This is a genomic window from Pseudomonas sp. zfem003, from assembly GCF_032621675.1.
GTDB classification, from domain to species: Bacteria; Pseudomonadota; Gammaproteobacteria; order Pseudomonadales; family Pseudomonadaceae; genus Metapseudomonas; species Metapseudomonas otitidis.
Genome location: NZ_JAVYJG010000003.1, coordinates 566,105 through 591,399, shown reverse-complemented (window position 1 = coordinate 591,399; position 25,295 = coordinate 566,105). Strand labels below are relative to the sequence as shown.

Genomic DNA, 25,295 nt, shown 5'->3' with positions numbered 1-25,295 from the left:
GCGGGGGCGGTTCGCGCCGCCCCCGCGTTTACTCCGGCAGTTCCTGCCGGATCATCCAATGCCCTTCCGGCGGCATCAGCCGGCTGATGTCGAAGTGATCCAGAGCCGCCCGGTCGAGCATCTGGATGCGCGGACTCACCCACGTCGCCGCCTCCCTGTGCTCCAGTGCCCTCACGGCCAGGTCCATGGCAATTCGCGCCTGGATCACCGGCGAATCCGTGGGCGCCGCCAGTACCTGACCCTGGCGGACCTCATCCAGCACCCGCTCCGTGGCATAGAGCGACACCACCTGGGTCGGAAAGCGCGACGGCGACACCTTGACCAGGCTCGCCGCAAACGCTGCCGCCTCCGCATTGCCCAGCAGGTAGTCCAGGTGAGACTCCTGCGCCAGCAACTGGCGCACCAGCGCCGCCTGGGTGGTGCGATCAACCGGGCCATAGCCGCCTTCCGCCAGGCTCACCGACGCCCCCTGGATAGCTTGCTGAACGCCCCGCTCGGCATCCAGCACCCACCCGGCATCACGGGGCCCGGGCAGCCATCCGATGCGGACCGGTGAACTGCCCGCGCGTGCCCGGATGTACGCCACCGCCACGCTGGCCATGTCGGCGAAGTCCACCCGCGAATGGGCCGTCACCCCTGCGCACTCGATGCCATTGACCAGGTCGATCACCGGCGTGCCGCGTTGCTGCAGCTGCCGGATCTCGTCGCACAACCCCCGCGCTTCGATGGCCCCGATGATGAAGGCATCGGCACCGAGCTCGACACACCGGCTCAACTGCGCGCGTTGCACATCAGGGAACTGGTAGCCGCCGGCCTCATAGATGCCCAACTGGACGCCTTGCCGCTGGGCCTCCTCGGACAGCCCCCAGGCCACACCCCACCAGTAACGGTCGATGCCATGGGGCAGCAAGGTACAGACGCGCCAGGGCCGGCTGGCACGCTCCAGCGGCACGTAATCGCGAGCCTGTCCGTCAGCGATCACCGGCACGGGAAACCACTCCGCCGCCTGGCAAGGTACCAGGGCCAGCCAGGACAGCAGCAGCGCACAGCAGATCCGCATCGAAGCCAGTCCTTAGCAAGCGCGAGGGGGATTCGCAAAGAGCCTAGCAGCCCGCATGCCACGGTGGATGACAGCCTTCGCCTACAGGCCTAAAGTCCCCGGGTCATCCTCTTGAGGATTCCCATGCCCGGCTCCCACCCCCTCGATCCCCGCACCGCCCGCCTGCTGCCCTGGCTCGTGGCCATCGCCTTCTTCATGCAGGCCCTGGACGGCACCATCCTCAACACCGCCCTGCCCACCATGGCCCGCGACCTCGCCGAGGACCCGCTGCGCATGCAGTCGGTGGTGATCGCCTACATGCTCACCGTGGCCCTGCTGATCCCCGCCTCCGGCTGGCTGGCGGACCGCTTCGGCACCCGCCGGGTGTTCCTCGGGGCGGTGCTGCTGTTCACCCTCGGCTCGCTGTTCTGTTCCCTCTCCACCACCCTCGGCCAACTGGTGGTGGCGCGGGTGGTGCAAGGCCTGGGCGGCGCCCTGATGATGCCCGTGGGCCGGCTGATGGTGCTGCGCAGCTACCCGCGCACCGAGCTGGTGCGGATCATGAGCTTCGTCACCCTGCCCGGCCTGCTCGGCCCGCTGATCGGCCCGACCCTCGGCGGCTGGCTGGTGGAATACGCCACCTGGCACTGGATCTTCCTCATCAACCTGCCAGTGGGCCTGCTCGGCGCCTACGCCGCCGGGCGCTTCCTGCCCGACCTGCGCAGCAGCGGCCCGGTGCGCCTGGACCTGCGCGGCTTCCTGCTGTTCGGCACGGCGATGGTGCTGATCACCATCGCCCTGGAAGGTCTGGGCGAACTGCACCTGCCCCACGTACGGGTGATGCTCCTGCTGTTCGCCGGCATCGCCTGCCTGGCGGCCTACTGGCTGCACGCCATGCAGATCGAGCGGCCGCTGTTCCCGCCCTCGCTGTTCCGCACCCGCACCTTCGCTGCCGGCATCCTCGGCAACCTGTTCTCGCGCCTGGGCAGCGGCGCCCTGCCCTTCCTCACCCCGTTGCTGCTGCAGGTGGCGCTGGGCTTCAGCCCGGCCCAGGCGGGCATGACGCTGATCCCCCTGGCGCTCTCGGCCATGCTCGCCAAACCCCTGGCCAAGCCACTGCTGGACCGCCTCGGCTACCGCCGCCTGCTGCTGGGCAACACCACCCTGCTCGGCGGCCTGATCGCCAGCCTGGCCCTGGTGGACGCCAGCACGCCCTACCCGGTGCTGCTGGCCCAGCTCGCCGCCCTCGGCGCGGTCAACTCGATGCAGTTCACCGCCATGAACACCGTGACCCTGCTGGACCTCGACGACCAGCAGGCCAGCAGCGGCAACAGCCTGCTCTCGGTGGTGATGCAGCTGTCCATGAGCCTCGGCGTCGCCGTGGCCGCCGCGTTGCTCGGCGGCTTCGGCAAGCCCGACGCCCAGAGCGTGCTGGAGGCCTTCCAGGCCACCTACCTGTGCGTCGGCGTGCTGACCCTGATGGCGGCGGCGATCTTCCTGCAGTTGCCCGCCGACAGTGGCCGCGCAGTCCGCCCGGTGGACGACGGCGGCCACTGAAACCCCGCCGCCGGTCGCCAACGGCCGGCGGTGATGACTCTTCATCCTGCTAAACTGCGCGCCCAGATGACCCACCAGGCCCCCTCCGTGAGCACCCTACCCTTCAGCAGCCTTCCCCTGTCCGCCGCCATGCAGGCCAACCTCGAGGCCCTCGGCTACCGGGAGACCACGCCCATCCAGGCCCTCGGCCTGCCCGTGATCCTCCAGGGCCGCGACCTCATCGCCCAGGCCAAGACCGGCAGCGGCAAGACCGCCGCCTTCGGCATCGGCCTGCTGGAAGGGCTCAACCCGCGCTTCTTCGGCTGCCAGGCCCTGGTGCTGTGCCCCACCCGCGAGCTGGCCGACCAGGTGGCCAAGGAACTGCGCCGGCTGGCCCGCGCGGCCGACAACATCAAGATCCTCACCCTGTGCGGCGGCATGCCGCTGGGCCCGCAGATCGGCTCCCTGGAGCACGGCGCGCACATCGTCGTCGGCACCCCGGGCCGTGTGCTGGAGCACCTGCGCCGGGGCAGCCTGGTGCTCGACGGCCTGCGCACCCTGGTGCTGGACGAGGCCGACCGCATGCTCGACATGGGCTTCATCGAGGCCATCGAGGAAGTCGTCAGCCTGGCCCCGGCCAAGCGCCAGACCCTGCTGTTCTCCGCCACCTACCCCGACGGCATCGGCCGCCTGGCCTCGCGCTTCCTGCGTGATCCGCAGCGGGTCGAAGTGGAGTCGCGGCACGACGACCAGCAGATCGAGCAACGCTTCTTCGAGATCGACCCGCGCCAGCGCTTCGAGGCCGTGGCCCACCTGCTCATGCACGTGCGCCCGCAGTCCTGCATCGCCTTCTGCCAGACCCGCCAGCAGTGCCAGGAACTGGTGGAACACCTGCAGTCCCTGCGCATTTCGGCACAAAGCCTGCACGGCGAAATGGAGCAGCGCGACCGCGACCAGGTGCTGACCCTGTTCGCCAACCGCAGCCTCTGCGTGCTGGTGGCCACCGACGTCGCCGCCCGTGGCCTGGACATCGCCGGGCTGGAAGCGGTGATCAACGTCGAGCTGTCCCGCGATGCCGAGGTGCACATCCACCGCGTCGGCCGCAGCGGCCGGGCCGGGGAAAAGGGCCTGGCCCTGAGCCTGGTGGCCCCGGCCGAGGCCAGTCGCGCCTCGGCCATCGAGGCCCTGCAACAGGCGCCGCTGAACTGGCAGCGCCTGGATGAGCTGGTGGTGAAGAATCGCGAGCCGCTTCTGCCGCCTATGGCTACGCTGTGTATCAGTGGAGGGCGCAAGGACAAGGTTCGCCCCGGGGACATCCTCGGGGCACTCACCGGCGAGGCTGGAATTCCCGGTACGCAGGTGGGCAAGATAGCCATCTTCGACTTCCAGGCCTTCGTGGCCGTGGACAGGAGCATCGCCCGCCAGGCGCTCCAGCGTCTTGCGGAAGGCCGTATCAAGGGGCGTGCCTTCAAGGTGCGCCTCCTCTAGCGACACCCCGGAACGGATCGATCGAAACACAGCGCTGGCGACAACGTGCCCGTCGTCGAGGCAATGGAGCAAGTAGTGCGCAACATTCTGGTCATCGAAGACAGTCCGCTGGTCCTGAAGATCCTGGAGCACCTGTTCCGCCAGGAGCCGGACCTGCAGCCGCTGTTCTGCGCCAGCATGGCCGAGGCCGAGGTGCTGCTGGAAACCTCGGCCGCGCTGTTCTTCGGCGCCATCGTCGACCTCAACCTGCCCGACGCGCCGGATGGCGAGGTGGTCGACCTGGTGCTGCGCCACGCCGTGCCCTGCATCGTCCTCACCGGCTCCTACGATGAGCAGCGCCGCGACAGCCTGCTGCTCAAGGGCGTGGTGGACTACGTGCTCAAGGAGAGCCAGCACTCCTACGAGTACGCCTTCCGCCTGTTGCACCGCCTGGAGCGCAACCGGGGCGTGAAGATCCTCGTGGCCGAGGATTCCGACGCCACCCGCAAGTTCGTCCGCCGGGTGCTGACACCGCACCAGTACCAGGTGATCGAGGCCTGCGACGGCGACGAAGCCCTGCGCATCCTCCAGGAGCAGACCGACATCGACCTGCTGCTGGTGGACCACGGCATGCCCGGCATCAGCGGCTTCGAACTGGTGAAGACCCTGCGCCAGAAGATGCGCCGCAACGAGCTGATCATCCTCGGCCTGTCGGCCGACACCAAGGGCTCGCTCAGCGCCATGTTCATCAAGCACGGCGCCGACGACTTCCTGCGCAAGCCCTTCTGCACCGAGGAGCTGAACTGCCGGGTGATGTTCAGCCTGGAGCGCCGGGACATGCTCAAGGCCCTGCGCCAGGCCGCGCTGTACGACTCGCTCACCGAGCTGTTCAACCGCCGCGCGTTCTACGAGCAGTGCGCCGAACGCCTGCAGCAGGCCCGGCGCAACAGCCAGCCCATCAGCGTGGCGATGATCGACCTGGACTTCTTCAAGCGCATCAACGACGACTACGGCCACGCCAGCGGCGACACCGCCCTGGTGATGTTCGCCAAGGTGTTCCGCCACAGCTTCCCCGATGCCGTGCTGGGCCGCCTGGGTGGCGAGGAGTTCGCCCTGCTCAGCGACGCCGACGGGGCCACCGTGCAGGCCACGCTGGACCAGCTGCGACGCAACTGCGCACGGCTGCGCTATGCCAACGAGGCACCGCCGCTGTCGTTCAGCGCCGGGGTCTACCACGGCGAGCCGGAGGAGCTGGAAGCGCTGCTGCAAAAGGCCGACCAGCGCCTCTACGAAGCCAAGAGCCAGGGGCGCGGGCGCACCCTGCTCTGACCCCCTCCACGCCCTTGCTGCACCAGGCGCTCAGAGCCCCTGCCCTTCAAGAATGCGCTGGTAGGTGCCGTCCTCGCGCATCCCTTGCAGGGCCCGGTTGAAGCGCTCCACCACCTCACGGTGCTGGGGCAGGCTGCGCCGCACGAGGATCGCCAGGTTGTTCTCCGACAGCGGCTGCGGCAGGAACTCCAGCTCATCGCGGATGCCCTTGAGCTCGCGGCCGAAGTGATAGCGGGCCACCAGCTCGTCCTCCAGGGTCAGGTTCACCCGCCCCGCCGCCACCATCCGCGCGCCCATCTCGAAGCCCACCACCGGCACCCGTTTCAGGCGAGTGTCCTGGTCGAAGGCGGGCGAATAGGCGTAGCCGCGCACCACCGCCAGGCTGTAGGGCAGCAGGTCGTCCAGGTTCGTGTAGCGAAGGCCGCTGCCGCGTCGCTGCACGAAGCGGATGCGGTTGACCAGGTAGGGCTCGGAATAGAGGCCGTAGACGGCCCGGGCATCCTCGTACCAGGCGCTCACCACCACGTCGTAGTCACCGGTCTGCAAGCCCCGCAGCACCCGGGCCCAGGGCACCTCCACGTATTCCGTGGCGTAGCCGGCACGTTGCAGCGCGGTCTCCACCAGTTGCACGGCCACGCCATTGCCCGGCATGCGCGCATCGGTGAAGGGCGGCCAGACGTCGCCGACCAGCCGCAGCGGGTCCGCGCGCAGGCCGGCCGCACCCAGCAGCGAGAGCAGGAACAGCAAGCGAAGGGTCTTGGTCATCGAAAGTCCCACTTCCTGGCAGGGACGGCAGCACGCCATTGAGCCGCCCTCTCAGGGTAGACCGACGCGGGCAGGAGCGCCGGCCAATCACCTGCCCCCAGCATGCCCACCGGCGCCAGCCGCTGCACAAACGCGGCATGTCGCTGTAACCCGCCTCGCCCGGGAAACATCCAAGCGGTAACCTCAGGCGTGCCGCTCCGTACGGCAGCCGTCCCGAATCGCCAGCTCACAAGGCCGCCATGCCCGCTACCTCGTTCAGCCACTCCCTGCGCCGCCTCTGGGCCCAGGACAAGTTCAGCTACAGCCTGCGCGTGTCCATCGCGCTGACCGGCAGCATGGCGCTGTGCTGGTCCCTGGACCGGATGGACGCCCTCATCCCGCTGTTCCTCGGCATCATCGCCAGCGCCCTGGCGGAAACTGACGACAGCTGGCAAGGACGTATCCAGGCGCTGCTGGTGACCCTGGGCTGCTTCAGCATCGCCTCCCTGTCGGTGGAGCTGCTGTTCCCCTACCCCTGGCTGTTCGTCGCCGCCCTGGCCCTGGCCAGCTTCGGCCTGACCATGCTCGGCGCCCTCGGCGAGCGCTACGCCACCATCGCCTCGGCGACGCTGATCCTGTCGATCTACAGCATGATCGGCGTCGACCAGCGCAACGGCGTGGCCGACGACCTCTGGCGCGAGCCGGCACTGCTGGTGAGCGGCGCCGCCTGGTACGGTCTGCTCTCGGTGCTCTGGCAAGCGCTGTTCACCCACCAGCCGGTGCAGCAGAGCCTGGCGCGGCTGTACCGCGAGCTGGGGCAGTACCTCAAGCTCAAGTCCAGCCTGTTCGAGCCCCTGCGGGAGCTGGACGTGGAGGCCAAGCGCCTGGAGCTGGCCCAGCAGAACGGCAAGGTGGTGAGCGCGCTCAACGCCGCCAAGGAAATCATCCTGCACCGGGTCGGCAACGCCCGGCCGCGGCCCAAGGTCAGCCGCTACCTGAAGCTGTACTTCCTGGCCCAGGACATCCACGAGCGCGCCAGTTCCTCCCACTACCCCTACAACCAGCTGGCCGAGGCCTTCTTCCACAGCGACGTGCTGTTCCGCTGCCAGCGCCTGCTGCGCCAGCAGGGCGGCGCCTGCCAGGCCCTGGGCCAGGCCATCCAGATGCGCCAGCCGTTCGAGTACCACGACGGCACCCAGGCCCTGCAGGACCTGCACCGCTCCCTGGAGCACCTGCGCATCCAGAGCAACCCGGCCTGGCGCGGCCTGCTGCGCTCGCTCAACGCCCTGGCCAGCAACCTCTCCACCCTGGACCGGCTGCTGACCGACGCCAGCAACCCCGACGCCCTCGCCGACGCCCAGGACAGCAGCCTGCTGGACCGCTCGCCCAAAGGGCTGAAGGACGTCTGGGAGCGCCTGAAGCAGAACTTCACCCCCACCTCGGTGGTGTTCCGCCATGCCCTGCGCATGGCCATCGCCCTGTCCGCCGGCTACGGCGTGCTGCACCTGATCCACCCGAGCCAGGGCTACTGGATCCTGCTGACCACGGTCTTCGTCTGCCAGCCCAACTTCGGCGCCACGCGGCGCAAGCTGGTGCAGCGGATCATCGGCACGGTGATCGGCCTGGCCCTGGGCTGGGCGCTGTTCGACCTGTTCCCCAGCGCCCTGGTGCAATCGATGTTCGCCGTGGTGGCCGGGGTGATCTTCTTCACCAACCGCGCCACCCGCTACACCCTGGCGACGGCGGCGATCACCCTGATGGTGCTGTTCTGCTTCAACCAGATCGGCGACAGCTACGGCCTGTTCGTGCCGCGCCTGGTGGACACCCTGCTGGGCAGCCTGATCGCCGCCCTGGCGGTGATCTTCATCCTCCCCGACTGGCAGGGGCGCGGGCTGCACCGGGTGGTCTCCACCACCCTGGTCTACAACGCCCACTACCTGCGGCAGATCCTCCAGCAGTACGCCAGCGGCAAGCGCGACGACCTGGCCTACCGCCTGGCCCGGCGCAACGCCCACAATGCCGACGCGGCGCTGTCCACCACCCTGGCCAACATGCTCATGGAACCCGGGCACTTCCGGAAGGACGCCGACATGGGCTTCCGCTTCCTCGTGCTGTCCCACACCCTGCTCAGCTACCTCTCCGCCCTGGGCGCCCACCGCAGTGCCGATCCGCTGGTGCTGGAGCCGACCCTGGCCGAGGCCGGCGAACGCATCGCCGCGACCCTGGAAGCCATCGCCGCCGCCATGGCCCAGCGCCAACCGGTGGCCATCCATAGCGACAGCGAAGAGGCCCTGGCCAAGACGCTGGAGCAACTGCCGGACGACATGGACGAGCGCGTACGCCTGGTGCAGACCGAACTGGCCCTGATCTGCCGCCAGCTAGGCGCACTACGGACATTGGCGGGGCATCTGGCGGGTGGGGCGAAGACGGAGTAGCGGAGCGCACTCCCCTGAACCTGTGGGAGCGAATTCATTCGCGATACGGCCCGAAGGGCCGCCAGGCACTCACAGCCACATGGCATCCCAATGCGGGTAATCACCCAGGCGTTTCACCAAACCAGCCCTCAGCGGGTTCGCCACCACATAGCGCGCAACCGGCAGCAGCTCGCTCTCGCGCCGCAACGCCCGGTCATGGAAACCCGGCTGCCAGACCGCACTGCGTTCCCCCATCAACAGCCCCAGATGCCTGGCCGTACGCCCTTTCAAGACCTTGACCACTGAAGACAGCGACACCGGTGCATCGAGCCGCATCAACCAGTGGAAGTGATCGGGCATGACCACCCAGGCCAATGAATACGCCAGCTCGAGGCGCTGCAGGCGCCTCAACTCGCCGACCAGCAACCGGGCATGTGTGAAGTGGGCGAAGAACGGGCGTCGATCAACGGTTGTCGCGGTAACGAGATAGACCCTGCCGAGTTGGGAAACACGTCCCTTGCGCAGATCACGGCTGCCCACGAGCCTCTCCTCTTCCGGTGGAAAGAACGGACTCTAGCCAGGCAAGGGCCGTTCGGTCGCAAGGGTGAGCGCCGGAAACATCGGATCAGTGGGTAGGACGGCTATCGCACGCCGGAAGCCATCGGTGCTCATACCCTCGCGAATGAATTCGCTCCCACAGGGCCCTCCTCCTGTGCACCCTCGCTTTGCGCCATCAACACCTTCACCCGCTCGCCCACCTTGCGCACGGCCGCTTCCTGGGCAGCGCTGGGGCGGGGGGCGTAGTTCATGCGCAGGCAGTTGCGGTACTTGCCGGAGGCGGAGAAGAGGCTGCCGGGGGCGATCTGCACCCCGTCCTGCAGCAGCTCGCGGTTGAGGCGCAGGGTGTCGAAGCCGGCCGCCAGTTCCACCCACAGCATGAAGCCGCCCTGGGGGCGGCTGACGCGGGTGCCTTCGGGGAAGTACCTCATCACCCAGTCGATCATCTGGTCCCGGCCCTGCTGGTACTGGGCACGCATGCGCCGTACGTGGGGCTCGTAGGCGCCACTGGCGATGAACTCGGCCAGTGCCAGTTGCGGCTGGGTGGCGGTGGCGCCGGAGGAGATGTACTTCATGTGCAGCAGGCGGTCGAAGTAGCGCCCAGGGGCGATCCAGCCCATGCGCAGGCCCGGCGCGACGGTCTTGGAGAAGGAGCTGCAGAGCAGCACGCGGCCGTCCTCGTCGAAGGACTTGATGGTGCGCGGACGCGGGTAGCGGTAGGCCAGATCGCCGTAGACGTCGTCTTCGAGGATCGCCACGTCGTAGCGCTGGGCCAGCTCCAGCAGGGCGCGCTTGCGGGCCTCGGGCATGATGTAGCCCAGCGGGTTGTTGCAGCTGGGGGTGAGCTGGATGAGCTTGATCGGCCACTGCTCCAGGGCCATCTCCAGCGCCTCCAGGCTGATGCCGTTGAGCGGGTCGGTGGGCAGTTCCAGGGCCTTCATGCCGAAGCCCTTCAAGGCCTGCATGGCGCCGTGGAAGCTGGGCGAGTCCACCGCGACGATGTCGCCGGGCTGGCACACGGTGCGGATGGCCGTGGAGAGCGCCTCGTGGCAGCCGGTGGTGATGATCAGGTCGCTGGCGGGAATACGGCTGCCGCTGTCCAGCAGCAGCCGCGCGACCTGTTCGCGCAGCGCCTGGGAGCCCTGCAGGCTGTCGTAGTACAGGCCGCCGAGGTCACTGCGCCGGGCCGCCTGGGCCAGGTTGCGCAGCAGCGGGCGCAGGGTGGGGCTGGTGATGTCGGGCATGCCGCGCCCCAGTTGCACCAGGCCGTCCCGCGCGCCACGGCGCACCAGCTCCAGCAGGTCGCTCCACTGCGACACCTCCACCGGCCGCTGGGCGGCCCGCGCCACGGCGGGCAGCTCGGGCATCTGCCGGCGCAGGGAGACGAAGTAGCCGGACTTGGGCCGGGGCTCTGCCAGGCCCTGGTCCTCCAGCACCCGGTAGGCCTGCTGCACGGTGCTGAGGCTGACGCCGTGCTCCTGGCTCAGGGCGCGCACCGAGGGCAGGCGGTCGCCAGGGCGGTAGTAGCCCTGTTCGATGCGCTCGCCCAGGGTTTCGGCGAGCTGGCTGTAGAGCGTCATGCTGTTCTCCCTGGCGACTCACGCGTGGCCGCCGACCATACAGATTCGCCGCCGATTGTGGATTCAGACGCTGAAGTCGGCAATCTGTATGAAGAAAATTCCACAACCTTGAATCTGTATCGAACACGACCTGCCACCGGACAATGGCTTCGCCCCCAGAAAACACCAGGAGTCCGGAGATGAGCGGCTTGAGCGATGTACGGCTGACCCTTCACCCACAGGAACTGATGCAGGCCGGCGAACGCGCCGCCACGTCGGTGCGGCTGTCCGGCAGCCCCTGGCAACGCTTCTGGCTGCGCCTGGCGACCCGCAAGGCGCTGCTGGAGCTGGACGAGCACGCGCTGAAGGACATCGGCCTGACCCGCGCCCAGGCGCTGGAGGAAGGGCTCAAGCCGTTCTGGCGCGGCTAGCGGCTCACCCCAGGCGGAAGCGCGAGGTGTTGTCGTGCAGGGCCTGGCTGCCCAGGCGCAACTGCTCGGCCACGCTCTGCACCGAGCGTGCCCCGCCCAACAGCAGCGCGGCGGCCTGGTCCACCTGCTGGATGTTGCCGCTGACCTCGTCGGCGGTGGCGGCCTGCTGTTCGGCGGCAGTGGCGATCTGCGCCAGGCGGTCGCTGACCCGCTGCACGGCGTCGGCGATCCCCGACAGGTCGTCGCCCATGCTCAGCACGCTGCCGACGTCGCCCTCGGCCTGGCGGTAGGCGGCCTCCATCAGCGCCACGGCCTGGCTGACCACGCCTTGCAGGCTGGAGACGGTGTCGCCGATCTCCTGAGTGGAGTCCTGGGTGCGCTGGGACAGGCTGCGCACCTCGTCGGCCACCACGGCGAAGCCCCGGCCCTGTTCGCCGGCGCGGGCAGCTTCGATGGCGGCGTTGAGGGCCAGCAGGTTGGTCTGCTCGGCAATGCCCTTGATCACGTCCACCACGCGGTTGATCTGCTGGGTCTGGTCGCGTAGTTGCTGCAAGGCCGTGACGGTCTCGCCTAGGCGGCTGCTGAGTTCACGCATGCTGGCCCCGGTGCGGGCGCTGCGCTGGTTGCTCTGCACGGCGATCTGCCGGGTCTGCTGGGCGTCGGCGGCGGCGCCTTCGCAGCTTTCAGCCACCGTCTGGGCCGTGGCGGCCAGTTGATGGGCGGCGGCGGCGATCTGGCTGACCTGGCCCTGCTGCTGCTCCACCGAGACGAGGGTTTCCTCGGCCTGGTCGTTCAACTGGCGCACGGTGCCGCCCAGTTGCTGGCTCTCGCGGTTCACCCCATCCAGGGAATTGCGCAGCTGCACCAGCGCGGCGTTGAGGGCCTCGGCGATCTGCGCCAGGTCGTCCCGCCCATGCACCGCAGCGCTGACCCGCAGGTCCCCCGCACGCAGGCCCTCGGCGGCCTCGGTGATGGCCGCCGTGCCCCGCCGGATCGCCGCGTTGAGGCACAGCAGCATGTACAGCGCCAGCAGGGTCAGTACGGCAAAGCCACCGATCACCTGGGCCATGCTGGCCAGGGCCTCGCCACGGAACACGCCAAGGCGCAGACGCAGCCGCTCGTCCAGCGCCACCTGCAGGGCCGTGAGCTGGCGCTCGGTCTGCTCGGCCTGGCTGATGAACTCCGCCACTTCAAGGGTGAAGGGGTTGGCGTCGAACATGCCCTTGTCGACGGCGGCGAGATAACCCGACAGGGCCTCTTCGGCCTGGCCGAACGGTCCGTCGAGTTCGGTGTTGGGCAGGCCCTTCCCGGCAATGGCTTCACGGGCCTTGCGCAACTGGCGGACGGAGTCGTCGAGGGCGCGGCGCAGGTCACGCACGCCGACCCGGCTCTGCAAGGTGAAATGCCGGGAGACCACCGCGCCATGGGCGCTGGCGACGAAGTTGCCGAGCAGCTCGCGGGTGCGCGGCTGCACATAGGTGACCTGCTCCATCATCAGGTAAGTGTCCATCACCGGGTCGAGGATCAGCCCGGTGCTGGTGGCCACCTGCTCGCGCAGGGACTGCAGGCTCTGCAGCACCGCCTGGTAGCGGTCCAGGGCATCGGGCAGGGCGACGCTCGCCAGCGCCTGGGGGCGGATGGCTTCGCTGCGGCTCTTCAGTTCGTCGAACAGCGTGCGGTTGGCCCCTTCCAGGGATTCGGCCTTCAGCTGCGCGTCGACCTTGTCCAGCATCGCTTCCAGTTGCCCGGCACGTTGCTCCAGGGTGGCCTTGGCTGCGACCTCGGTGCCCTTCCAGCGCGCCAGCAGGGTGCGCTGGGCGATGGTTTCGTCGAGGGCGTCGTCGAGGGTGACGATCGCCCGCAAGCCGCTGAGCTCGCCGTCGATCAGCGCCAGGCGCTCCTGATAAGTGCCGGCGATGATCCACAGGGCATAGCCCAGGGGCAGGATGAACAGCAGGAACAGGATCTGGAACTTGCGGGCGAAGCTGAACCCCTCGAGGAGGCGGACACCCGGGCTGAACAGTGCGTTCATGACGAGACCTCTCTGAATCCGGTCGGCCCCTGGCCGTGGTCGTGCAAGAGGCGCTCCGGCCATCAAGCCCCGCGACGGCTCCTTACGCGGGACCGGGCATGCCTGGCGGCATGCCGTGACTCAATGCAGCAGCGACTCCATCCGCTGGATCTCTACCCGCTGGCTGGCCACCAGGGCCAGGCCGTTGCCGCTGGGGTCCAACGCGTTCTGCGGTGGCAGCAGCTTGCGGTAGGCCGCCAACTCCACGATAGGCGGCAATTGGGCAGTGGGCCCGTTTTCACGGATCGCGTGGTAGAGCCCGAGGTTGACCAGGTCCACCAGGCCGATGCCGGGCCCCGGGGATTCGCCCCACAGCCCAGCACCACGCACCACCTCGATGTAGCTCTGGTCCACCGCCCACTTCTTCAGCACCACCACCCCCAGCGACTTGCCGTATTCCCGGCACAGGCGGTTGTAGAGCTCGGTGGCGGGCACCTGGTCAGCCGCCTTGAACGCGGAAAGGATGGCCATGGCGCCCACCTCACTGAGGATAGTCGCCAACAGCACATGCTCACCGGAAACATGACCGAGCAGGCGCCCCAGCACGGCACTGATGGCCGCACGACGGGCCAGGCGGTGCCAGGTGTCGAGAAACAGTTTCTTGTGCGCCGGGCTGTGCAGCGGGAACAGGCTCTTGATGCTGTGGACCATGGTGATGCGGTCCACCTCCAGCATGCCCAGCTGGCGGATGACCTCCTCCAGGCTCCTGGGCGGCGGTGTGCCGCGCAGGCGGGCGCTGGAGGCGTGCTTGACCAGGGTGGCGCTCAGTGCCGGGTCCTTGCTGATGGCCCGGGCCAGGGAGCCGGTGGTGGCGTTGGGATCGGCCAGGGCACGGCGGATCTCCATGGTGATCATGGGCAGGCTGGGCAGCTGTTCCTCGCCATTCATCAGCTGGGAAACCAGCTTGCGGTAGATCGAATAACCCGACTCTTCAGTACTCACCGATGTTCCTCACGTGGCCCTTTGCCATTCTAGCCAGCCGCCGGAGGCCCACACAGTGGGGCGACGCACGTTATTCAGGTACCTGGACGCCGGCCTCGGCCGCCATGCGGGCGAAGCGGCCGTCTTCCAGCAGGCGCAGGAAGGTCTCGTCGAAGCGGACCTTGAGCGCCTCGTAAGGCTCGCGCCGGGGGAAGGCGAAGTAGCCGTCCTTGCTGTCGATGGCCGGCTGCAGCTGGACCAGGCTGCCGGCCGGCAGGGCTTCGATCCAGGGGCGGGAGTTGCGCTCGTTGGTGGCCAGCAGGTCGATGCGCCCGTGCTGCAGCATCAGCAGGGCGTTGCCCACGCCCTCGACGCTGCGCAGGTCGAGGTGAGCGCGGGCATGGTCGAAACGGTCGCCGTAGACCCAGCCACGGATGGCAGCGACCCGCTGCCCCTGCAGCCGCGCGTAGTCACCGCCCCATTCGAGGGGCTGGTCGCTGCGGGCATAGAACACCAGGCGGTCGCGGTAGAAGGCGTGGCGGGTGAAGAGCATGCGCATTTCCCGCTCGGGGGTGCGGTAGGGGCCGACGAGGATGTCAGCGCGGCCTTCGGCAACCATGAGTTGGGCGCGGGCCCAGGGATACAGCTCGAAGCGCACGCTGTCGCCCATCTCGCCCAGCACCACGCGCAGCAGATCGGCGCCCAGGCCGATGAAACGGCCCTGGCCATCCTGTTCGTACAGTTGGGGGAAATCGGTGCCGACGGCCAGCCATTCCCGGGCTTGGGCCAGGGGGCAGAACAGCAGGCACGACAACACCAGACCGGGCAACCAGGACGTGCGCTTCATGCCTAAGGGAATCTCGCAGAGGGACAGCGTCAGAGCCTAGCAGGCTTTACGCCCTCGTCAGGCAGTTGCGTCAGCCTCTCTCAGAAAGCCCCTACAACCGGCGCCCTGGCGCAATGGCTATAGTCCGCTCGTCATGCCCGCCTCAGGACTGCGCATCCTGCAGCCCTCCACAGCTGGGGCGGGCATGGCTCCTCAGCCCTTCTCCCCGAGGTCGCGCCAGGTCAGGTACAGGCGCAGGTCGAACTCCAGTTGGTGATACCCCGGCAGCATGTGCTCGCAGAGCTGGTAGAACGCCTTGTTGTGGTCCCGCTCGCGCAGGTGCGCCAGCTCGTGCACCACGATCATCCTGAGGAATTCCGGCGCGGCCTCCTTGAACAGCGAGGCGACGCGGATCTCCTTCTTCGCCTTCAGTCGCCCACCCTGCACGCGGGACACGGCAGTGTGCAGGCCGAGCGCCTTCTGCACCACGTCCAGCTTGTTGTCGTAGACCACCTTGTCGATGGCCGGCGCACTGCGCATGTGCTCCTGGCGCAAGGCATTGGTGTAGCCGTAGAGCGCACGGTCACTCTGCACGTCGTGACGGTCGGGGTAGCGGCGGGCCAGGTATTCGCCCAGGCGGCCCTGGTCGATCATCTGCCGCACCTGCTCCTGCAGGTGAGTGGGATAGGCCTTCAGATAGCGCAGCGGATCCATGGTCGAGAGGGGGTTCGTGGAAGGGCGCCCATTGTACCGAGCGCGGCAGCAGGTGCCGGGATTTGTCATGACCATCACAGCGCCAGCATCGCCGTTCGTCGGGGCAATTCAGGCCCCTTCCAACCGCCTCGCTTACGGCTATTTGACAGCCGCGCCGGAGCGCCTCCGCACGGCACGCGGCTTCCCTGAAAAGGCGATGTACCGGCTGGTTACTTTTCGCGATGGCATTGCGATGTCAAACACTGATTTCGCCATTTTTATGGCGGCATGAATTTGACGATCAGTGATTCACGGGCGGTTTTGCACGCCGTATAAAGCCATCCGCCAGGTGCCCCCTCTCGGGACGCCCAGTACGAACAGCGGCTCAGGCCGCACTTAACCGCCCTACTTTTGGTTCGTGTGCAGTTGGCCGGATTGCCAGTGTAAGGGCGTCTCTAAAAGCGCAGCGATGACAACGCAGATCGTTTTTGGAGATGTCCGCAAGTGATTACACGCTCGTGGATGAGTTGCACCCCACTGAAAGTTCTCTTCGAGAACTCAGTCATGATCGACCTTGGAACCTGGAACCTGACCATCCCCGTCGGCGCCCCCTCCGTCACCATCGATACCCCCGCCCTGGTCGGCGGTTACCAGGACAACTACTTCAAGGCCAGCAACGGCACGCTGTTCTTCTGGACGCCGGTCAACGGTAGCACCACCGCCAACGCCATCTACCCCCGCAGCGAACTGCGCGAGACCTTCGCCGACGGCCGCCTGCGCAACTGGAACTACAGCGCGGCGGACAACTACATGAGCGCGAACCTGGCAGTGGACCAGGTGCCCTCCACCGGCAAGATCGTGGTGGGCCAGATCCACTCCTACGGCAGCACCAGCCCGCTGCTGAAGCTGGAGTACCAGTACAAGACCAAGACCGGCACCGGGAACATCGTCGCCAAGATCCGCAACACCCCGGCGGACCCCGACGGCGCGGTGAGCACCCTGCTCAGCGGCGTGAAGCTGGGGCAGCGCTTCACCTACGTGATCAACCTGTCGCCCCAGGGCCGCCTGAGCATCCTGGTGAACGGCACCCAGTTCAGCCAGCAGCTTGACGGCACCTGGGCGCCCAAGCCGCTCTACTTCAAGGCCGGTGTCTACACCCAGGACAACGTCGGGAACGGTAGCGAGGCCGGCAGCGCGACCTTCTACAACCTGAAGACCGAGCACCGGGCGCTGACTGCCGCGAACTGAGCCCAGCCCGACGAGCGCCCATGAAAAAGCCCCGCCGAAGCGGGGCTTTCTCCATGCACCGACGCCGGATCAGTTGACCTTGGCGTCCAGCTCACCCTTGGCATAGCGCTGGAACATGCCTTCCAGGGAGATCGGCTTGATCTTGGAGGCATTGCCGGCGGTGCCGAAGGCTTCGTAACGGGCGATGCAGATGTCGCGCATGGCCTTCACGGTTTCGCTGAAGAATTTGCGCGGGTCGAACTCGCTCGGGTGCTGGCTCATGTAGCGGCGGATGGCGCCGGTGGAGGCCAGGCGCAGGTCGGTGTCGATGTTCACCTTGCGCACGCCGTGCTTGATGCCTTCGACGATCTCTTCGACCGGAACACCGTAGGTTTCCTTAATGTCGCCGCCGAATTCGTTGATGATCGCCAGCCAGTCCTGGGGCACCGAGGAGGAGCCGTGCATCACCAGGTGGGTGTTGGGGATGCGCTTGTGGATTTCCTTGATGCGGTCGATGGCGAGGATGTCACCGGTCGGCGGCTTGGTGAACTTGTAGGCGCCGTGGCTGGTGCCGATGGCGATGGCCAGGGCGTCCACCTGGGTCTTCTTGACGAAGTCGGCGGCCTCTTCCGGATCGGTCAGCATCTGGCTGTGGTCGAGGATGCCCTCGGCACCGACGCCGTCTTCTTCACCGGCCTGGCCGGTCTCCAGGCTGCCCAGGCAGCCCAGCTCGCCTTCCACGGACACGCCGCAGGCGTGGGCGAATGCCACGGTCTGCTGGGTCACGCGGACGTTGTACTCGTAGTCGGCCGGGGTCTTGCCGTCTTCACGCAGGGAGCCGTCCATCATCACCGAGCTGAAGCCCAGCTGGATGGAGCGCTGGCACACGTCGGGGCTGGTGCCGTGGTCCTGGTGCATGCACACCGGGATGTGGGGGAATTCTTCGATGGCAGCCAGGATCAGGTGGCGCAGGAAGGGCGCACCGGCGTATTTGCGGGCACCGGCGGAGGCCTGGACGATCACCGGGGAATCGGTCTTGTCGGCCGCTTCCATGATGGCGCGCATCTGTTCCAGGTTGTTGACGTTGAAGGCCGGGACGCCGTAGCCGAACTCGGCGGCGTGGTCCAGCATCTGGCGCATGCTGATGAGTGCCATGGTGTTTCAGTCTCCCAAGTGGGGTGGGCTGTCGAAATGCGAAGCCTGCCGCAGGGGCAGGCCGGGTTCAAGCTTCGCGGTGGAACCCACCGCGAAAGCGGATGTTCTCAAGGGTGGTGCGACTCAGGGCGCCTTGCAGCCGCGACCGATCAGGTCGTCGGTGGCCACCCAGTAGACCAGGCCTTCGTCACCCTTGGTGTGGAAGGCCAGGCGGTCGTCGCTGTAGAGCGCGCCGGAGCCGGAAGGTTCTGCCTTGAGGCGATAAACGATGTCACCGCCGCCCAGGCGCACGTCCACTTCCTGCTGGGCCTTGTCGGCGTAGCGCCAGAACACTTCGGCCTGGCTGTCGCAGACCCAGTGGGTCCAGTTGTCCTCGGGCGCCTTCTGGCTGGCGCACCCGGCCAGCGCCAGCAGCGCTGCGAGGGCGAGAATGCCTTTCATCCTTCACTCCATGGCCGGGCGTTGCCGTCGGCTCACTGACAATGCTGTTCCGCGCTGCTGCCCAGTGTCGGGTCCCCGCTGCTCTGGGCTTCCACCCGCTGGTCGTCGCGCGTCTGCGGCAGGACGACCTGGGGCGGGCTGAGCACCTCGCAGGGCTGGGGTGCCGGGCCTCCAGCACACCCGCCGAGCACGACGAACAAGGGCAACAGCAACGTTCTGATCCACATGGCGATGACTCCTTTATCGGTTTCCCTGAACGAGAGACCGCATGCCATCGCCATGATTCAGGCCATCTTTCAGGCCTTGGCGCGCTGCTCCAGCACCTCTACGGCCGGCAGCACCTTGCCCTCGACGAACTCGAGGAACGCGCCACCACCAGTGGAAATGTAGGAGATGCGCTGGGCCACGTCGTACTTGTCGATGGCGGCCAGGGTGTCGCCACCGCCAGCGATGGAGAAGGCATCGCTCTCGGCGATGGCCAGAGCCAGGGCCTTGGTGCCTTCGCCGAACTGATCGAACTCGAACACGCCGACCGGGCCGTTCCAGAGGATGGTCTTCGACGACTTCAGCAGCTCGGCGAACTGGGCAGCGGTCTGCGGGCCGATGTCGAGGATCATGTCGTCATCCGCCACGTCGGCGATGAGCTTGACGGTGGCAGCGGCGGTTTCGGCGAACTCCTTGGCAACCACCACGTCCACCGGCAGCGGCACACTGACCTTGGCGGCGATGGCCTTGGCGGTGTCCACCAGGTCGGCTTCGTAGAGGGACTTGCCGACCTTGTAGCCCGCCGCAGCGAGGAAGGTGTTGGCAATGCCGCCGCCGACGATCAGCTGGTCGCAGATCTGGCTCAGGGAGTTGAGCACGTCCAGCTTGGTGGAGACCTTGGAGCCGGCAACGATGGCGGCCATCGGGCGGGCCGGGTTGCCCAGGGCCTTGCCCAGGGCGTCCAGCTCGGCGGCCAGCAGCGGGCCGGCAGCGGCGACCTTGGCGAACTTGGCCACGCCGTGGGTCGAACCCTCAGCGCGGTGGGCGGTGCCGAAGGCGTCCATCACAAAGACGTCGCACAGGGCGGCGTATTGCTGCGCCAGCTCGTCGGCGTTCTTCTTCTCGCCCTTGTTGAAGCGCACGTTCTCGAACAGCACGACCTGGCCGGGGGCGACGTCGACGCCACCCAGGTAGTCGGCCACCAGCGGCACCTCGCGGCCCAGGGCCTTGGACAGGTAGTCGGCTACCGGCTTGAGGCTGTTCTCCTCGGAGAACTCGCCCTCGGTGGGGCGGCCCAGGTGCGAGCAGACCATCACCGCCGCGCCCTTCTCCAGTGCCAGCTTGATGGTCGGCAGGGAAGCGAGGATGCGTGCGTCACTCTTCACGACGCCATCCTTCACCGGCACGTTGAGATCCTCGCGGATCAGCACGCGCTTACCCTGGAGGTCGAGGTCGGTCATTTTCAACACGGTCATGGGGTCAGTCCTTCACGGGGCTGGAGGTCAACGGGTTGTAGTAGCAGCCCGCAGGTAGTGGCCTGCGGTGTCGAGCATGCGGTTGGCGAAGCCCCATTCGTTGTCGAACCAGGCCAGCAGGTTCACCAGGCGCGGGCCGGACACACGGGTCTGGCTGCCGTCGACGATGGCCGAATGGGGGTCATGGTTGAAGTCGCAACTGGCGTGGGGCAACTCGGTGTAGGCCAGCAGGCCCTGCAACGGGCCGCTTTCGGCCGCCTCGCGCAGCACACGGTTGATGGCGGCGGCGGAGGTGTCGCGGGCGGTCTGCAGGGTGATGTCGAGGCAGGACACGTTCACCGTCGGCACGCGGATCGCCTTGGCCTGGATGCGCCCGGCCAGTTCCGGCAGCAGGCGCTCGATGCCCCGGGCCAGGCCGGTGGACACCGGGATCACCGACTGGAAGGCCGAGCGCGTGCGGCGCAGGTCTTCGTGGTGGTAGGCGTCGATCACGGGCTGGTCGTTCATGGCCGAGTGGATGGTGGTGATGGAGACGTACTCCAGACCCACCGCCTCGTCGAGAAGTTTCAGCAGCGGCACGCCGCAGTTGGTGGTGCAGGAGGCGTTGGAGACCAGGCGCTCGGAGCCGCTGAGGCTGGCCTGGTTGACGCCGAAGACCACCGTGGCGTCGATGTCCGCCTCGCTGGCCATGGGCTGGGAGAACAGCACCCGCGGCGCACCGGCGGCAAGGAAGCGCTCGCCCTCGGCGCGGGTGGTGTACTGGCCCGAGCACTCCAGCACCAGGTCGACGCCCAGCGCGGCCCAGTCGATGCCCTCGGGCTCGGCACTGCGCAGCACCTTCACGCAGTTGCCGTTGATGTGCAGGCAGTCGCCGTCCACCTTCACCTCGCCGGGGAAACGGCCGTGAGTGGAGTCAAAGCGGGTCAGGTACTCAATGCTGGCCTGGTCGGCCAGGTCATTGAGGGCGACGATCTCGAAGCCGTCACGACCGCCACGCTCGTACAACGCGCGCAGGACGCAACGACCGATGCGGCCGTAGCCGTTCAGGGCGACTTTGAAGGGGCGATGGCTGGACATGGGCGCTCGCTGGGCCGAAAGGAATGAGAACCCCGGACCCGGGCCATGACGGCCCGGGTCCGTGCAGGTCAGACGTCCAGCAGTTCTTCGGCGGTGGCGACGATGTTGTCGACGGTGAAGCCGAAATGCTCGAACAGCGCCGGCGCGGGGGCGGATTCACCGAAGCTGGTCATGCCGATCACGCGGCCTTCCAGGCCCACGTACTTGTACCAGTAGTCGGCATGGGCGGCTTCGATGGCGATGCGCGCGCCCACCTGAACCGGCAGCACGGCCTGCTTGTAGGCGGCGTCCTGCTGGTCGAACAGGCTGGTGGACGGCATGGACACAACGCGCACCTTGCGGCCGGCAGCGGTCAGGGCGTCATGGGCCTGCACTGCCAGGCCCACTTCGGAACCGGTGGCGATGAGGATCAGCTCGGGCTCGCCGTCGCTGTCCTTGAGCACGTAGCCACCTCGGGCGATGTCGGCCAGCTGGGCGGCATCACGGGCCTGGTGAGGCAGGTTCTGGCGGGAGAAGATCAGCGCGCTCGGGCCGTCCTTGCGCTCGATGGCAGCTTTCCAGGCCACGGCGGATTCCACCGCGTCGGCGGGGCGCCAGGTGTCCAGGTTCGGGGTCGAACGCAGGCTGGTGAGCTGCTCGATGGGCTGGTGAGTCGGGCCGTCTTCGCCCAGGCCGATGGAGTCGTGGGTGAAGACGTAGAGCACGCGCTGCTTCATCAGGGCGGACATGCGCACGGCGTTGCGGGCGTATTCCATGAAGATCAGGAAGGTCGCGCCGTAGGGGATGAAGCCGCCGTGCAGGGCGATGCCGTTCATGATGGCGCTCATGCCGAACTCGCGGACGCCGTAGAACAGGTAGTTGCCGGCGGCGTCATCGGCGGAGACGCCCTTGCAGCCTTTCCACAGGGTCAGGTTGGAGCCGGCCAGGTCGGCGGAGCCGCCGAGGAACTCGGGCAGCAGCGGGCCGAAGGCGTTCAGTGCGTTCTGGCTGGCCTTGCGGCTGGCGATGGTCTCGCCCTTGGCGGCCACTTCAGCGACGTAGGCAGCGGCCTTCTCGGCGAAGTCGGCCGGCAGTTCGCCCTTGATGCGGCGCTCGAACTCGGCGGCCAGCTCCGGGTGAGCAGCGGCGTAGGCGGCAAAGCGCTGGTTCCACTCGCTCTCGCGGGCTGCACCGGCGGCCTTGGCGTCCCACTCGGCATAGATGTCGGCGGGGATTTCGAACGGGCCGTGGTTCCAGCCCAGGGTGGCGCGGGTCAGGGCGATCTCGTCGTTGCCCAGGGGCGCGCCGTGGCACTCTTCCTTGCCCTGCTTGTTCGGCGAGCCGAAGCCGATCACGGTCTTGCAGCAGATCAGGGTCGGGCGGTCGGTGGTCTTGCGCGCGGTCTCGATGGCGGTGCGGATCTCTTCGGCGTCATGGCCATCGACATTGCGGATCACCTGCCAGCCGTAGGCTTCGAAGCGCTTCGGCGTGTCATCGCTGAACCAGCCGTGGACTTCGCCGTCGATGGAGATGCCGTTGTCGTCGTAGAAGGCGATCAGCTTGCCCAGGCCCAGGGTGCCGGCCAGGGAGCAGACCTCGTGGGAGATGCCTTCCATCATGCAACCGTCGCCCAGGAACACGTAGGTGTTGTGGTCGACGATGGTGTGGCCTTCACGGTTGAACTGGGCGGCCAGCACCTTTTCGGCGATGGCGAAGCCCACGGCGTTGGCGATGCCCTGGCCCAGCGGGCCGGTGGTGGTCTCGACGCCGGCGGTGTAGCCGTACTCCGGGTGGCCCGGGGTGCGGCTGTGCAGTTGGCGGAAGTTCTTCAGGTCATCGATGGACAGGTCGTAACCGGTCAGGTGCAGCAGGGAATAGATGAGCATCGAGCCGTGGCCGTTGGACAGCACGAAGCGGTCGCGGTTGGCCCACTGCGGGTTGCTCGGGTTGTGCTGCATGTAGTCACGCCAGAGCACTTCGGCGATATCGGCCATGCCCATGGGGGCGCCGGGGTGGCCGCTGTTGGCTTTTTGCACCGCATCCATGCTGAGGGCACGAATGGCATTGGCACGCTCACGACGGCTGGGCATCGCTGATCTCCTGCGGGTTGAATGACGCTGAACGAAAAAAGGCGGCTATTTTCGCCCAGCGGGCAGGCTCGGGGCAATGACAGATGGTCGAAGAGGCGCAGCTTCCCTCAGGCCGGGCTGCTCAGGCAGGGCGCACGGAACAGTTCGCCATGCCACAGGCCGGCCAGCGTGCGGCGCATCACCAGGCCCCAGACCAGCGCCAGGCCGGCGGCCAGCAGCAGCCCGAAGCCCCCGAAGGCGACCATGTCGGTCTGCCGCTGCAGCTCCAGGCTGGCCAGGGCGAACACCCCCAGCGGGAAGGTGAAGCCCCACCACCCCAGGTTGAAGGCCATGCGCTGGCGCCGGTAATGCAGGGTGAACAGCAGGGCGATCACCAGCCACCAGAACCCGGCTCCCCAGAGCACGAACGCGCCCATCAGACCGGCGGCGGGCGCCAGGCTGCCCAGCCCTTCCAGGGGCGTCCCGGCGAAGGCCGCCGGGGCGGCGTGGCCCAGGGTCATCAGCCCCAGGCAGCCGGTGGCCAGCGGCCCCAGGGGCAGCCAGCTGGTGGCGGCGAAGGCGGTGTCCGGCAGCTTGTGCAGGGCCAGGCGCAGCAGCACCAGGGTGATCAGGGAGAACGCCAGGGTCAGGGACAGGCCCCACAGCAGGTAGCCGCTCACCAGCAGCGGCCGCGCCAGCTCCGGCGCCAAGTGCGGCGCCAGTACCCCGGCACTGGCCGCCGCCACCTCGGGTGCGACGATGGGTAGCAGCCACACCGCCGTCAGGGACTCCAGGGCATGGCGCTGGTGGGTGAACATCAGGTACGGCACCAGCAGGGCGCTGCCCAGGGCCAGCAGCATATCCAGCCACCACAGCCCGTGGGCCAGGGTGTAGGCCGCCTCGCCCCAGCGCGGGCCACCGTAGAGCACCAGCCCGTTGATCAGCGTTGCCAGCCCCATGGGGATGGCCCCCAGGAACATCGACTGGACCGGGTGCGCCAGCATGGGTCCGACGGTTTCCGGGAACGCCACCAGGCGACCGATGAACAGCAGGCTGAAGGCCAGGAACAGCACCAGGTCCAGCGCCCAGACCACCTCCCCGAGCGGCCGTAATGCGACCAGTGGGCCCGGCAGGTTGCCCAGCACCAGCGCCAGCACGCCGGTGCCCATGGTCACGGCGAACCAGCCGGGGATGAAATGGCGCACCAGGGCGCTGGGATGATCGAGGCGGGTGAAGGGGCGAGGCATGGCGGCTCCGGTCGGGCGGTCCCGTGTCAGACGATGCCTGCACGATACGGCCGGGCGTGCTATACGAAAAATACATCCTCGATATGCCAGGCATGCCTTTCATTTATGAATCTGCACCACCTCAAGGTCTTTCTCGCCGTCGCCGAAACCGGCGCCATCAGCGCCGGCGCCGAGCGCCTGCACATCAGCCAGCCGGCGGTCACGCGGGAAATCCGCGAGCTGGAAGGGCGCCTGGGACTGCCGCTGTTCGATCGCCAGCCCCGCGGCGTCACCCTGACCGAAGCCGGCCAGCGCCTGCTGGCCTACGCCGAGCGCATCTTCGCCCTGGAGCAGGCCGCCGAGCGCGAGCTGCAGGCCTTCGCCGGGCTGGGCGACGGCGAGCTGCAACTGGGCGCCAGCGCCACCCTCGGCAGCTACGTGCTGCCGCCGCTGATCGCGCGCTTCCACCAGGCCCACCCGCAGATCCGCGTCGAGCTGCGGGTCGGCAACACCCGCAGCATCCTCCGTGACCTGCAGGACCAGCGCATCGCCCTCGGCTTCGTGGAGGGCGAATTTGACCGCCAAGCCTGCGCCTTCCAGCGCCTGGAGCAGGACAGCCTGGTGGCGGTGTGCGCCCCCGATCACCCGTTGGTCCGACGGGGCACCCTGCGGGCCCGCGACCTGGCCGACTACCCGCTGTACCTCCGGGAAGAGGGCTCCGGCACCCGCGCCAGCATCGAGCAGGCCTACCACGCCCACGGCCTCGGCACCGACCCGCGCCTGGCCATCGGCAGCACCGAGGCGCTGAAGCACCTGGTGGCCCAGGGACCCGGCCTGGCCTGGCTGTCCCGCCGGGCGGTGGCAGACGAGCTGGCTGCGGGGCGCCTGGTCGCCCTGACGGTGGACGACCTGCACATCGAGCGTGAGCTGCATGTGCTCTGGCTGCCGGGCCGCAGCCTGGCCCCGGCGCCGGCGGCCTTCCTGGCGCTGGCCCTGGACGGCCAGGCACCGCCGATCAGCAATATCAAAGAATCTTGATATTGGGATTGCGAGCAGGGGGAGCGCTGACTAGA

At 67.8% G+C, this 25,295-nt stretch carries 22 protein-coding genes and 1 pseudogene; 8 read left to right on the top strand and 15 right to left on the bottom strand.

What is annotated here, in order from left to right:
* Positions 1–28: 28 nt before the first annotated feature.
* Complete coding sequence (gene torT, locus RTK35_RS08965; RefSeq protein WP_253121857.1) at positions 29–1,060, bottom strand: TMAO reductase system periplasmic protein TorT; 1,032 nt, start codon at positions 1,058–1,060, stop codon at positions 29–31.
* 123 nt (positions 1,061–1,183) lie between these two features.
* On the opposite strand from torT, the gene mdtD reads away from it, so the two are divergent.
* From mdtD to RTK35_RS08950, 3 genes are all read left to right on the top strand, one after another.
* Entirely contained in the window at positions 1,184–2,596 is a 1,413-nt protein-coding gene (gene mdtD / locus RTK35_RS08960; RefSeq protein ID WP_316907810.1) for a multidrug transporter subunit MdtD, read from the top strand.
* 66 nt (positions 2,597–2,662) lie between these two features.
* Positions 2,663–4,063, top strand: a complete 1,401-nt coding sequence (gene dbpA, locus RTK35_RS08955; RefSeq protein ID WP_373323474.1) for an ATP-dependent RNA helicase DbpA — start codon at positions 2,663–2,665, stop codon at positions 4,061–4,063.
* Positions 4,064–4,138: 75 nt separating this feature from the next.
* Positions 4,139–5,371, top strand: a complete 1,233-nt coding sequence (locus tag RTK35_RS08950) for a diguanylate cyclase domain-containing protein (protein WP_074967277.1) — start codon at positions 4,139–4,141, stop codon at positions 5,369–5,371.
* A 30-nt stretch (positions 5,372–5,401) separates the two neighbouring features.
* Here the strand turns inward: RTK35_RS08950 and RTK35_RS08945 are convergent, their stop codons facing one another.
* A complete protein-coding gene (locus RTK35_RS08945; RefSeq protein ID WP_160480501.1) occupies positions 5,402–6,136 on the bottom strand; it encodes a substrate-binding periplasmic protein in 735 nt (244 codons plus the stop codon).
* 239 nt (positions 6,137–6,375) lie between these two features.
* On the opposite strand from RTK35_RS08945, the gene yccS reads away from it, so the two are divergent.
* Positions 6,376–8,550, top strand: a complete 2,175-nt coding sequence (gene yccS, locus RTK35_RS08940) for a YccS family putative transporter (protein ID WP_316907809.1) — start codon at positions 6,376–6,378, stop codon at positions 8,548–8,550.
* A gap of 69 nt (positions 8,551–8,619) precedes the next feature.
* Here yccS and RTK35_RS08935 read toward each other — a convergent pair whose 3' ends face one another.
* Complete coding sequence (locus tag RTK35_RS08935; protein ID WP_316907808.1) at positions 8,620–9,069, bottom strand: REP-associated tyrosine transposase; 450 nt, start codon at positions 9,067–9,069, stop codon at positions 8,620–8,622.
* A gap of 128 nt (positions 9,070–9,197) precedes the next feature.
* Positions 9,198–10,667, bottom strand: a complete 1,470-nt coding sequence (locus RTK35_RS08930) for a PLP-dependent aminotransferase family protein (RefSeq protein ID WP_074967269.1) — start codon at positions 10,665–10,667, stop codon at positions 9,198–9,200.
* Between the two features lie 179 nt (positions 10,668–10,846).
* Between RTK35_RS08930 and RTK35_RS08925 the strand changes: the two genes are divergently transcribed.
* On the top strand, positions 10,847–11,077 hold the full coding sequence (locus tag RTK35_RS08925; RefSeq protein ID WP_208274466.1) for a DUF1127 domain-containing protein: 231 nt from the start codon (positions 10,847–10,849) through the stop codon (positions 11,075–11,077).
* Between the two features lie 4 nt (positions 11,078–11,081).
* Here the strand turns inward: RTK35_RS08925 and RTK35_RS30495 are convergent.
* From RTK35_RS30495 to RTK35_RS08905, 4 genes and pseudogenes are all read right to left on the bottom strand, one after another.
* Positions 11,082–11,612: pseudogene (locus RTK35_RS30495) on the bottom strand (methyl-accepting chemotaxis protein); the annotation flags it as partial.
* A gap of 1,617 nt (positions 11,613–13,229) precedes the next feature.
* On the bottom strand, positions 13,230–14,090 hold the full coding sequence (locus RTK35_RS08915) for an HDOD domain-containing protein (RefSeq protein WP_074967262.1): 861 nt from the start codon (positions 14,088–14,090) through the stop codon (positions 13,230–13,232).
* 70 nt (positions 14,091–14,160) lie between these two features.
* Entirely contained in the window at positions 14,161–14,916 is a 756-nt protein-coding gene (locus tag RTK35_RS08910) for a substrate-binding periplasmic protein (protein ID WP_268193864.1), read from the bottom strand.
* Between the two features lie 192 nt (positions 14,917–15,108).
* On the bottom strand, positions 15,109–15,609 hold the full coding sequence (locus RTK35_RS08905) for a M48 family metallopeptidase (protein WP_107329248.1): 501 nt from the start codon (positions 15,607–15,609) through the stop codon (positions 15,109–15,111).
* Between the two features lie 67 nt (positions 15,610–15,676).
* Between RTK35_RS08905 and RTK35_RS08900 the strand changes: the two genes are divergently transcribed.
* Both RTK35_RS08900 and RTK35_RS08895 read left to right on the top strand, forming a co-directional pair.
* Positions 15,677–15,880, top strand: coding sequence for a hypothetical protein (locus RTK35_RS08900; protein WP_142012763.1), 204 nt, complete (start codon positions 15,677–15,679; stop codon positions 15,878–15,880).
* Positions 15,881–16,152: 272 nt separating this feature from the next.
* Positions 16,153–16,836 (top strand): polysaccharide lyase family 7 protein, encoded by a 684-nt coding sequence (locus tag RTK35_RS08895; RefSeq protein ID WP_236213330.1) that lies wholly within the window; start codon positions 16,153–16,155, stop codon positions 16,834–16,836.
* 69 nt (positions 16,837–16,905) lie between these two features.
* On the opposite strand, the gene fba is transcribed toward RTK35_RS08895, so the two are convergent.
* From fba to RTK35_RS08860, 7 genes are all read right to left on the bottom strand, one after another.
* The gene (gene fba / locus RTK35_RS08890) at positions 16,906–17,970 is read right to left on the bottom strand and encodes a class II fructose-bisphosphate aldolase (protein WP_044403502.1); all 1,065 of its coding nucleotides are present in this window, start codon (positions 17,968–17,970) and stop codon (positions 16,906–16,908) included.
* A gap of 123 nt (positions 17,971–18,093) precedes the next feature.
* Complete coding sequence (locus RTK35_RS08885; protein ID WP_074967252.1) at positions 18,094–18,411, bottom strand: MliC family protein; 318 nt, start codon at positions 18,409–18,411, stop codon at positions 18,094–18,096.
* A gap of 32 nt (positions 18,412–18,443) precedes the next feature.
* On the bottom strand, positions 18,444–18,638 hold the full coding sequence (locus RTK35_RS08880) for a hypothetical protein (protein WP_044403506.1): 195 nt from the start codon (positions 18,636–18,638) through the stop codon (positions 18,444–18,446).
* A gap of 69 nt (positions 18,639–18,707) precedes the next feature.
* Positions 18,708–19,871: a phosphoglycerate kinase gene (locus RTK35_RS08875; RefSeq protein WP_074967248.1), complete on the bottom strand. Its 1,164-nt coding sequence runs from the start codon at positions 19,869–19,871 to the stop codon at positions 18,708–18,710.
* 27 nt (positions 19,872–19,898) lie between these two features.
* Positions 19,899–20,948: an erythrose-4-phosphate dehydrogenase gene (gene epd, locus RTK35_RS08870; protein WP_044403510.1), complete on the bottom strand. Its 1,050-nt coding sequence runs from the start codon at positions 20,946–20,948 to the stop codon at positions 19,899–19,901.
* A gap of 68 nt (positions 20,949–21,016) precedes the next feature.
* A complete protein-coding gene (tkt, locus tag RTK35_RS08865) occupies positions 21,017–23,017 on the bottom strand; it encodes a transketolase (RefSeq protein WP_074967246.1) in 2,001 nt (666 codons plus the stop codon).
* A gap of 107 nt (positions 23,018–23,124) precedes the next feature.
* Positions 23,125–24,243 carry a TDT family transporter gene (locus RTK35_RS08860; RefSeq protein ID WP_316907806.1) on the bottom strand — a complete coding sequence of 373 codons (1,119 nt, stop codon included), beginning with the start codon at positions 24,241–24,243 and terminating at the stop codon, positions 23,125–23,127.
* A gap of 105 nt (positions 24,244–24,348) precedes the next feature.
* On the opposite strand from RTK35_RS08860, the gene RTK35_RS08855 reads away from it, so the two are divergent.
* Positions 24,349–25,260 (top strand): LysR family transcriptional regulator, encoded by a 912-nt coding sequence (locus RTK35_RS08855; protein WP_208274469.1) that lies wholly within the window; start codon positions 24,349–24,351, stop codon positions 25,258–25,260.
* Positions 25,261–25,295: the final 35 nt, after the last annotated feature.

Excerpts from the sequence above, each read along its gene's own strand:
- yccS (WP_316907809.1), top strand. The coding sequence starts at position 6,376 with ATGCCCGCTACCTCGTTCAGCCACTCCCTGCGCCGCCTCTGGGCCCAG.
- RTK35_RS08875 (WP_074967248.1), bottom strand. The coding sequence starts at position 19,871 with ATGACCGTGTTGAAAATGACCGACCTCGACCTCCAGGGTAAGCGCGTG.
- torT (WP_253121857.1), bottom strand. The coding sequence starts at position 1,060 with ATGCGGATCTGCTGTGCGCTGCTGCTGTCCTGGCTGGCCCTGGTACCT.
- RTK35_RS08930 (WP_074967269.1), bottom strand. The coding sequence starts at position 10,667 with ATGACGCTCTACAGCCAGCTCGCCGAAACCCTGGGCGAGCGCATCGAA.
- RTK35_RS08900 (WP_142012763.1), top strand. The coding sequence starts at position 15,677 with ATGACCATCACAGCGCCAGCATCGCCGTTCGTCGGGGCAATTCAGGCC.
- RTK35_RS08910 (WP_268193864.1), bottom strand. The coding sequence starts at position 14,916 with ATGAAGCGCACGTCCTGGTTGCCCGGTCTGGTGTTGTCGTGCCTGCTG.
- RTK35_RS08945 (WP_160480501.1), bottom strand. The coding sequence starts at position 6,136 with ATGACCAAGACCCTTCGCTTGCTGTTCCTGCTCTCGCTGCTGGGTGCG.
- RTK35_RS08860 (WP_316907806.1), bottom strand. The coding sequence starts at position 24,243 with ATGCCTCGCCCCTTCACCCGCCTCGATCATCCCAGCGCCCTGGTGCGC.
- tkt (WP_074967246.1), bottom strand. The coding sequence starts at position 23,017 with ATGCCCAGCCGTCGTGAGCGTGCCAATGCCATTCGTGCCCTCAGCATG.
- RTK35_RS08905 (WP_107329248.1), bottom strand. The coding sequence starts at position 15,609 with ATGGATCCGCTGCGCTATCTGAAGGCCTATCCCACTCACCTGCAGGAG.
- RTK35_RS08855 (WP_208274469.1), top strand. The coding sequence starts at position 24,349 with ATGAATCTGCACCACCTCAAGGTCTTTCTCGCCGTCGCCGAAACCGGC.
- RTK35_RS08895 (WP_236213330.1), top strand. The coding sequence starts at position 16,153 with ATGATCGACCTTGGAACCTGGAACCTGACCATCCCCGTCGGCGCCCCC.
- RTK35_RS08885 (WP_074967252.1), bottom strand. The coding sequence starts at position 18,411 with ATGAAAGGCATTCTCGCCCTCGCAGCGCTGCTGGCGCTGGCCGGGTGC.
- epd (WP_044403510.1), bottom strand. The coding sequence starts at position 20,948 with ATGTCCAGCCATCGCCCCTTCAAAGTCGCCCTGAACGGCTACGGCCGC.
- RTK35_RS08925 (WP_208274466.1), top strand. The coding sequence starts at position 10,847 with ATGAGCGGCTTGAGCGATGTACGGCTGACCCTTCACCCACAGGAACTG.
- mdtD (WP_316907810.1), top strand. The coding sequence starts at position 1,184 with ATGCCCGGCTCCCACCCCCTCGATCCCCGCACCGCCCGCCTGCTGCCC.
- fba (WP_044403502.1), bottom strand. The coding sequence starts at position 17,970 with ATGGCACTCATCAGCATGCGCCAGATGCTGGACCACGCCGCCGAGTTC.
- RTK35_RS08880 (WP_044403506.1), bottom strand. The coding sequence starts at position 18,638 with ATGTGGATCAGAACGTTGCTGTTGCCCTTGTTCGTCGTGCTCGGCGGG.
- dbpA (WP_373323474.1), top strand. The coding sequence starts at position 2,663 with ATGACCCACCAGGCCCCCTCCGTGAGCACCCTACCCTTCAGCAGCCTT.